This is a genomic window from Vibrio sp. 10N.222.51.C5, from assembly GCF_041474575.1.
Taxonomy (GTDB): domain Bacteria; phylum Pseudomonadota; class Gammaproteobacteria; order Enterobacterales; family Vibrionaceae; genus Vibrio; species Vibrio crassostreae_C.
The window spans coordinates 1-389 of sequence record NZ_JBFRUJ010000087.1 but is presented as its reverse complement, the minus strand read 5'-3'; the positions used below and the strand labels follow the sequence as shown (position 1 = coordinate 389).

The 389-nt window shown below is 41.1% G+C and carries 1 protein-coding gene; it reads left to right on the top strand.

Features of this window, described 5'->3' with window-relative positions; all coding sequences use genetic code 11:
* The coding region (locus AB4558_RS21490; RefSeq protein ID WP_372159097.1) for an isoprenylcysteine carboxylmethyltransferase family protein at window positions 1-342 on the top strand (342 nt) is incomplete at its 5' end.
* Window positions 343-389 lie beyond the last annotated feature (47 nt).

Genomic DNA, 389 nt, shown 5'->3' with positions numbered 1-389 from the left:
ATTTTCCGGATTGGTATCACATTGAGTGGTGTGATCGGAATATCCGGTATATTGGAATTTCGAAAACAGAAAACCACCGTTAACCCGATCAAAGTCGAAACCGCTTTAGCCGTCGTGGACAGTGGAATTTTTGGCTACACGCGAAACCCAATGTACTTAGGGTTGTTCATCCTGCTATTTTGCTTTGGCTACTTCTTCCAGAATATCTTCAGTGTACTACTTAGCTTTGGCTTCGTAATCTACATGAATTACTTCCAAATCAAACCCGAAGAGCGAGCACTAGAACAATTATTCGGCGCAGAATATGTTGATTACAAACAAAAGGTTAGACGCTGGATTTAGTGATGATTTGAGTGCTGGCTTAGTAATCTGTCTCGTCCTAAAATACG